The 7,663-nt window shown below is 66.2% G+C and carries 8 protein-coding genes and 2 pseudogenes; 7 read left to right on the forward strand and 3 right to left on the reverse strand.

Annotated elements, in window-relative coordinates:
• A pseudogene (locus ACTICP_RS15240) lies at positions 1-133 on the reverse strand (IS3-like element ISAar45 family transposase); the annotation flags it as partial.
• Positions 134-176: 43 nt separating this feature from the next.
• Here ACTICP_RS15240 and ACTICP_RS15245 point away from each other — a divergent pair.
• On the forward strand, positions 177-1,574 hold the full coding sequence (locus ACTICP_RS15245) for an IS30 family transposase (RefSeq protein WP_096162325.1): 1,398 nt from the start codon (positions 177-179) through the stop codon (positions 1,572-1,574).
• A gap of 37 nt (positions 1,575-1,611) precedes the next feature.
• Here ACTICP_RS15245 and ACTICP_RS15250 read toward each other — a convergent pair.
• Positions 1,612-1,938: pseudogene (locus tag ACTICP_RS15250) on the reverse strand (DDE-type integrase/transposase/recombinase); the annotation flags it as partial.
• 212 nt (positions 1,939-2,150) lie between these two features.
• Positions 2,151-2,459, reverse strand: a complete 309-nt coding sequence (locus ACTICP_RS15255) for a transposase (protein ID WP_205677163.1) — start codon at positions 2,457-2,459, stop codon at positions 2,151-2,153.
• Positions 2,460-2,550: 91 nt separating this feature from the next.
• Here ACTICP_RS15255 and ACTICP_RS15260 point away from each other — a divergent pair, with 91 nt between their 5' ends.
• The 6 genes from ACTICP_RS15260 (at position 2,551) to ACTICP_RS15285 (ending at position 7,398) form a co-directional block, all read left to right on the forward strand.
• A complete protein-coding gene (locus ACTICP_RS15260) occupies positions 2,551-3,795 on the forward strand; it encodes a sensor histidine kinase (RefSeq protein ID WP_180959898.1) in 1,245 nt (414 codons plus the stop codon).
• Positions 3,792-4,418, forward strand: a complete 627-nt coding sequence (locus ACTICP_RS15265; protein WP_096163024.1) for a response regulator — start codon at positions 3,792-3,794, stop codon at positions 4,416-4,418. The genes ACTICP_RS15260 and ACTICP_RS15265 overlap by 4 nt, the downstream gene beginning before the upstream one ends.
• Positions 4,419-4,558: 140 nt before the next feature.
• Complete coding sequence (locus tag ACTICP_RS15270) at positions 4,559-5,467, forward strand: ABC transporter ATP-binding protein (protein ID WP_096163025.1); 909 nt, start codon at positions 4,559-4,561, stop codon at positions 5,465-5,467.
• Positions 5,464-6,207, forward strand: coding sequence for an ABC transporter permease (locus tag ACTICP_RS15275; RefSeq protein WP_240520364.1), 744 nt, complete (start codon positions 5,464-5,466; stop codon positions 6,205-6,207). Before ACTICP_RS15270 ends, ACTICP_RS15275 begins: the two co-directional genes overlap by 4 nt.
• A 1-nt stretch (position 6,208) precedes the next feature.
• The gene (locus tag ACTICP_RS15280; RefSeq protein WP_096163026.1) at positions 6,209-6,961 is read left to right on the forward strand and encodes an ABC transporter permease; all 753 of its coding nucleotides are present in this window, start codon (positions 6,209-6,211) and stop codon (positions 6,959-6,961) included.
• A gap of 41 nt (positions 6,962-7,002) precedes the next feature.
• Positions 7,003-7,398 carry a hypothetical protein gene (locus ACTICP_RS15285; RefSeq protein WP_096163027.1) on the forward strand — a complete coding sequence of 132 codons (396 nt, stop codon included), beginning with the start codon at positions 7,003-7,005 and terminating at the stop codon, positions 7,396-7,398.
• The last annotated feature ends 265 nt before the right edge of the window (positions 7,399-7,663 follow it).

Below are 7,663 nucleotides of genomic sequence, written 5' to 3' on the forward strand. Positions count from 1 at the left end.
GGACGTTCTTCTGCAGTAGCGAGAAGAACGATTCCATCGCGGCATTGTCGCCGGCGGCACCGACCTGGCCCATCGATCCGATGAGGTGGTGACGGTTCAGGGCGTGCACGAACTTCCGTGACCTGAATTGGGCGGATTCAACTGGTCGTTGCAACACCTTGAGAGAAAGGACGACCATGGGACGACCAGCAGGGTGGCTGAAGGGGCTGACAGGCAGGAACCCGATGATCTCACCAGGAGCCCCGAAGAGCAGGCGCAGTGTCGAGCGCCAGTTCTGGAAAGAGGTCGCAATCGGTGCCTCCTCAGAGGATGCTGGTGCCGCGGTTGGAGTGTCGCAGGCTGTCGGGGCGCGGTGGTTCCGCCAAGGTGGTGGTATGGCAACGATCACACTCGTCGAGCCCGGTGGCCGGTATCTGTCCTTCGTTGAGCGCGAGGAAATCGCGTTGCTACGTACTCAGAACGTAGGTGTTCGCGAGATCGCGAGGAGACTCGGCCGTGACGCCTCGACAGTCTCGCGCGAACTGCGCCGCAATGCAGCAACTCGGGCCGGGAAGCTACACTATCGGGCATCCGTCGCGCAGTGGAAGTCTGAGCTGATGGCGCGTCGACCGAAGACCGCAAAGCTGGTGAAGAACCCCCGATTGCGCGCCTATGTTCAGGAGCATCTCGATGGTCGTGTGTGTCTACCAGACGGTACCGTGGTTGCCGGGCCGGCGGTCGCGGCGTGGAAGGGCCGGAACAAGCCCCATCGTGGAGACCGGGCTTGGTCGATCGCGTGGAGTCCGGAACAGATCTCGCAACGGTTGAAGCTCGAGTTCCCCGATGATGGTGCTATGCGAATCAGTCACGAAGCGATCTACCAGGCGCTCTACATCGAGGGCCGCGGCGCACTCAAGCGAGAGCTCGTCGCTGCGTTGAGGACCGGGAGGTCTCTGCGCAAACCCAGAGCCAGGGCCCAGAGCAAACCTCAGGGGCATGTCACCGCTGATGTGGTCATTTCCCAGCGGCCGGCCGAGGCCGCTGACAGGGCTGTGCCTGGGCATTGGGAGGGTGACCTCATCATCGGCACGAACCGTTCGGCCATCGGCACGCTCGTCGAGCGCAAGTCGCGCTCGACGCTGCTGGTGCACCTACCCAGGCTCGACGGGTACGGACAACAACCACGGATCAAGAACGGGCCGGCACTAGCCGGGTATGGGGCCCAGGCGATGGCGACAGCGTTGACGAAGTCGATGACGTGCCTGCCGCAGCAGTTGCGGAAGACGATCACGTGGGACCGGGGCAAGGAGCTATCAGACCATGCTCGGTTCGCGGTCGATACCGGCACGAAAGTGTTCTTCGCGGATCCGCATTCGCCGTGGCAGAGACCGACGAATGAAAACACAAACGGAGTGCTGCGGCAATACTTCCCGAAAGGCACAGACCTGTCGAGGTGGGAAGCCCAAGAGCTCGAGGCTGTCGCTTACTCGCTGAACAATCGGCCACGGAAAGTCCTCGGCTGGAAAACCCCAGCCGAAGTCTTTGCCGAGCAGCTAGAATCGATTGAAAGTACCGGTGTTGCAACCACCGATTGAATCCGCCTTGCGATCCGCGGTCCGAATGCACGATGCATCCGGCGGCATCACGGCGTCGAGACATCGCGTTGTCCAGGGCGTTCACCGCGAGACGGGCTTTCATTCGGTCCGCGATCGAGTAGCCGACGATCCGGCCGGAGAACACGTCTTTGATGGCGCAGAGGTAGAGCTTGCCCTCGTCGGTCCAGTGCTCGGTGATGTCGGTCAGCCAGAGTTCGTTGACGTCGTCTGCGGAGAAGTCGCGCTTCACGAGGTCGTCGTGGACCGGCGGTCCGGGGCGCTTCCCGTTCTTGCCGCGCTTCTTCCCGAACACGGACCACCACTGGTTGTCGCGGCAGATCCACCACGCGGTCCGCTCGCACATCGCCTCGCCCGCTTCTGCGGCTTCGCCGACCAGGAAACGGTAGCCGTATTCGGGGTCGTCGACGTGGGCGTCCAGTAGGGCGTTGGCGCGATATGCCTCGGTCAGCTCGGCTGTGGTGACCTGCTGGTGCCGCCAGCGGTAGTAGGGCTGGCGGGAGAGCTTCAGGACCCGCAGGGACACCGCGACGGGGATGCCGTCAGCGGCGAGCTCGCTCACGAGCGGGTAGAAACTTTTCCCGGCAAGTTCGCCTGGGAAAGGTAGGCGGCAGCGCGGCGGAGGACCTCGTTCTCCTGCTCCAGCAGCCGGTTGCGGCGGCGGAGGTCGCGCAGTGCGGTGGAGTCCTCCCGTGTCTTTCCGGGACGATTGCCATCGTCGATGTCGGCTTGGCGGATCCATTTGTGGAGCGTCATCTCGTGGACGCCGAAGTCCTTCGCGATCTGCGCGATCGTGACGCCGTCCTCACGGGACCGGGTCACTCGCACGACATCCTCGCGGAACTCCTGGGGGTAGGGAGCGGGCATGGGGCACATCCTTCCAGGCCGCCCAGAGGGCAAGCCAGATCAGATGTCACCTATTCGCGCGGCAGCCCCCGCCACCGTAAAATCAGGTGCTATGAGCGTGACGAGGACAGCCCAGTCGGCAGGCCGTCGGCGCGCTGCCCTCGCGGGAACGCCGTTCGGCCTGTGGGCTGAGCGGCATGCGACTCCCACCAGCATCGTGGTCGCGATGGCGTTGTTCCTGTACGACGCGATGAACCTTGCGGTCCAGCACTTCGGGTTGAACGTCCTCTCGGTCCCGCAGCTCATCGTTGCCCTGGTGCTGTCAGTAGTGCTTTGCGCGGCCTACGTGCTCCGGAGCAGAGGTCCGCGGATCACTCCGCTACTCGTCTACGTTGGCGCGTGGGGCTACGTGGTGCTCGGCGTCGGCCTATCGCCCGCGCCTCTGGTCCTTCTCGGCCTACTTCTCTACTTCGTGGGTGCGCGATTCGGATGGCGGACTACTCTCGTGGCGTCAGTTCTGGTGGGGGTGTGGGTCGTGGTCGCGGCCCAGCCACTGCTGGCGAAGGAATACGTACGGATCGGTGAAGTCGGGGTGATCGTCCTGACCGGATTCTTCCTCGCGACTATCGGGCTGCTGGCTCAGTCGAGGCGCGGACATATGACCGCCCTGCAGGACCGCGCCGACCAGCTCGCGCGCGAGCGTGATGCGCGGGAGGCGATCGCAGCAGCCGAGGAACGGGCACGGATCGCCCGCGAGATCCATGACATCGTCTCGCACAGCCTCGGCACGATGGTCGTCATGGCCGATGGCGCGGCGCAGACGGTGGCCTCGAGTCCTGAGCAGGCCGCGCACGCGATGGAGCGCGTGCGCGACACCGGACGCGATGCGATGGGGGAGATGCGGCGGATGCTCGATGTACTCCGCGACGATAGCAGCACGTCGCGGTCTCCACAGCCCGGCCTCGGCCGTCTCGACGGACTCGTCGACGAGGCACGGCAGACGGGCCTGCGTGTGGACCTCCATATCGAGGGGGAGCCGGTCGCGCTGCCGGCCGGTCTGGACCTGGCCGCCTACCGGATCGTGCAGGAGTCTTTGACGAACGCGCGCAAGCATGGTGGGCCGTTGCTGAGCGTGGTCACGGTGACCCTCTCGTATGCCCCGACCGAGCTCTCGCTGCGCATCGTCGACGACGGTGCGGCCACCGGCAGTACACCTGAGGTCCCCTGGACGACCGGGCATGGACTAGTGGGCATGCGCCAGAGGGCCAGCGCCTACGGCGGATCACTGGAAGCAGGTCCCCGGTCCGGTGGCGGGTTCGAGGCCCACGCCCTCCTACCGATCGAAGATGACCGATGAGCGATGACGCACCGATCCGGCTGATGCTGGTCGATGACCAGGAAATGTACCGAACCGGCTTCCGCATGGTGCTGAGCACCCGGCCGGAGTTCGAGGTCGTCGCCGACGCCGAGGACGGCCAGGCTGCGCTCGAGATGCTGACCGACCTCGAGGTCGACGTCGTGCTCATGGATGTGCGGATGCCGCGCATGTATGGCGTCGAGGCCACACGGCGGATCCGCGAGACCAGCGGGCCCCGTGTACTGGTGCTGACGACCTTCGACCTCGACGAGCACGCCTACGACGCGATCCAGGCCGGGGCCTCGGGCTTCCTGCTCAAGGACGCCCCGCTCGAGGAGCTCGCCGCGGCCATCCGCCACGTGCACGCCGGCGACGCCGTGGTCGCGCCGTCGACGACGAAGCGCCTGCTCGACCGCTTCGCAGCGCAGCTCCCTGCGACCGCGGGCTCTGCACCGGACGAGCGGCTCGGCGAGCTCACCGCGCGTGAGCGGGAGGTGCTCGTGTGCACGGGTCGCGGGCTGTCCAACGCGGAGATCGCTGAGGAGCTGGTCATCTCGGAGAATACCGCGCGTGTGCACGTGCAGCGCATTCTCACCAAGCTCCAGCTGCGCGACCGCGTCTAGGCGGTCGTTCTCGCCCACCGCCTGGGCCTGGTCCCGCCTGCGACCTGAGCCGGAACCGGCCCGACGTAGTGCAGATCGACTAGTCGAAGATAGTCGCCTCGCCAGACGACACCGCCGCCGATCCTCGCGAGAGTGGAGGCATGTCCTTCATCGTCGAATCTTCGAACCTCACCAAGGCCTACGGCGGCCGCACTGTCGTCGACGGTCTCGACCTGCGCATCCCTGAAGGCAGCGTCTACGGCTTCCTCGGGCCCAACGGCTCGGGCAAGTCGACGACCATGAAGATGCTGCTCTCGCTCATTCGTCCCACCGGCGGCGAGGTCGAGGTGCTGGGCCAGCCGATGAACCGGAGCACCCGACGGCAGCTGCTGGGCAGCATCGGCTCGCTCATCGAGTCCCCGCCCGGGTATGCGCACTTAACCGGCGCAGAGAACATGCGCATCGTCCAGCGCCTGCTCGGCCTCGACGACGCGCAGGTCGACTTCGCAGTCAAGACCGTGCGGATGCATGGCCAGATGGGCAAGCGGGTGCGCGAGTACTCGCTGGGCATGAAGCAGCGCCTGGGCATTGCCATGGCTCTGGCCCGGCAGCCGAAGCTGCTTATCCTCGACGAGCCGACCAATGGCCTCGACCCCGCCGGCATCGAGGAGATCCGCGAGCTGCTGCGCCGGCTCGCGGACGGGGGAGTGACCGTCATGGTCTCCTCCCACCTGCTCGGCGAGGTCGACAAGACCGCCACGGTCCTCGGCATCCTCAGCCAGGGCCGGATGATCTTCCAGGGCACCCGAGCCGACCTCTTCAGCGCTGCCACCCCCGACCTACTCATCGACTGCTCGGATCCGCGGCGCGCGCAGTCCATGCTCGCCCGTGCCCACGGCGCACGCCTGGAGGACACGACCGTCCGGCTGGCCGGCGTCGACAGCGATGAGGCGACAGCCGGCGTCGTCACAGGTCTGGTGGCCGAGGGGATCGGCGTCCACGGCGTCCGGCGTGATGAGCAGACGCTCGAGTCCGTCTTCATGGGCCTGACGGCAGGAGGCGGACTGTGAGCGCCATCGTCGTTAACGAGTTCGCCAAGATGCGGCACCTGCACGTCGTTCTCCTCGTCGCCGTGCTCTTCGCCGTCGTCACCGGCATCGGCCTCTACGCAGCCGTGTTCAACCCCGACTTCGACCGCACCAGTGCATCGTCGTGGAACACGCTGCTCATGGGGATGGGGTCGGGATTCACCCTCGCCGCACCTCTGTTGCTGGCGGTCGTCGCGAGCCGTCTCGTCGATGCCGAGCACCAGGGCGGCGGATGGCTGATGTCGGCGACGTCCGGTGTGACGCCCGGCGGTCTGTGCCGGGCGAAGCTGCTGGCCCTCGGGCTTCTCGTCGCCGGGGCCACCGTGCTCGTTAGCGCGGCGTTCGCCGCGGTCGGTCTCGCCGTCGGCATCGACGCCCCGTGGCCGGCTGGACGCTGGCTCGGTCTGACCGCGTGCCTGCTCGTCGTGAGCCTCGCGCTGCTGGCGTTGCACGTCGTGCTCGCAGCCCGTGTCGAGAACCAGCTCGTCGGCATCGGCCTTGGGCTGCTCGGTGCCGTCGTCGCGCTCATCTCGACGGCGGTGCCGACGTGGATCGCGCACCTGACACCGTGGGGCTACTACGCACTCTCGGCTGCCGCCGGCTACGTCGACGGACAGCTGGCCGGCTTCGCGCCGTCTTACCTCAATATCGGCGGCCTCTCTGCCGTCGCGGCCGCGATCTTCGCCCTGTTCACCCGCTCGTTCGACCGCCAGGAGGTCTGAGATGAACGCCCTCGCCGCAGAATTCTCGAAACTCAAGCGCTCACTGAGCTGGGCCGTCGTCGTCTTGCTACCCATCGTGCTGGTGGCCACCGGATTGATCATGACCCTCATCGACGGGCGTGGCCTCGAGGACGGCTGGCACACGCTGTGGATGCGCTCGATCGTCTTCTACGGCCTCTTCCCACTCTCTGTGGGCATCGCGATCCTCGCCTCGCTGGTCTGGCGGGCCGAGCACCGCGGCAGCAACTGGAACGCGCTGATGGCAGGACCCACGCCGTCGCTGCAGATCATCATTGCCAAGGCCGCAGTGATCTCCGTTCTGGCCGCGATCATGCAGGTCATCGCCGTGGTCACCACCGTGGCGCTGGGAATGATCGGCTTCGGACTGCCCGGCTTCCTGCCGCCGGAGTATCTCGCGATCTCCCTGCTCATCATCCTCGCCAGCGTTCCCGTCGCCGTCCTTCAGTCCTGGCTGTCGATGCAGATGCGCTCTTTCGCCGCACCGGTCGCTGTCGCCTTCCTCGGGGCCGGGTTCTCGGCCTTCCTGCTCGTCGTCGGTCTCGATGCCGCGATCTTCATCAGCCCCTACGCGGCGCTGTCGAGGGCGACCCAGCTGGGCACGGCGACCTTCGCCGACACCGGCGACATCACCGCCGGCGTGATCGCCGCGATCATCGCCGCCTGTCTGCTGCTGAGCACGCTTCTGGCAGCCGCGAACACCGTCGTGCTCGAGCGCGCCGACGCTCGCACCTGACCCGTACACACCACCAGCCCCACCGACCCAAGGAGATAACCATGGCCGACCCCGCACACGCCGAGACCAGGCGCGAGACGCCTGACTTCTGGAATGGCAAGAACGTCCCGAGCCCGGCCACCGCCGCGCCCGCTGCGCCCGTCGACGCCGATCAGCCCGACCGGCTGCGGCGCTCGGGCCGCGGCTGGATCATCGCCTCGTTGATCATGAACGTGCTCGCCGTCGTCGGCGCGATCGTGCTGCCGCACTTCATGGCGGTCCTCGCCATCACCGCCGCCGTCTGCGCCTGGAACGGGATCCGCCTCAGCCGCAGCACCGGGACGCCGAAGCTCGGCGTCGGCGCGCTCATCGCCTCGGTGGTCGTCTTCGTCGGCTGCGTGATCTACACGATCGTCATCGTCCAGTTCGGCTTCGCCTACTGGGAAGGTCTGCAGTGACTCGACGAGCGTTGACCCGAACGGATTGGCCGGTGCATCTGGCGCAGATACCGCAATCGCAGCACGTCGGCCCACCCGGATCAGCGCCGTGAGTTGCTGCGGCAGCGGTAGTTGCATCAGACGAGTAAATCGTAGTTTGAGCTGGGATTTCAGTTTGCCGAACTAGCCACTGAGGTGCCCAAGGGCTCGAACTGACACTAACGAAAACTATGCAGTACGTGCTGCGTCAGCTCGCGACTGCCTGATAATTATCAGGACTGATTGA

Origin of the sequence: Microbacterium sp. (genome assembly GCF_052102115.1) — a bacterium.
Taxonomy (GTDB): Bacteria; Actinomycetota; Actinomycetes; order Actinomycetales; family Microbacteriaceae; genus Microbacterium.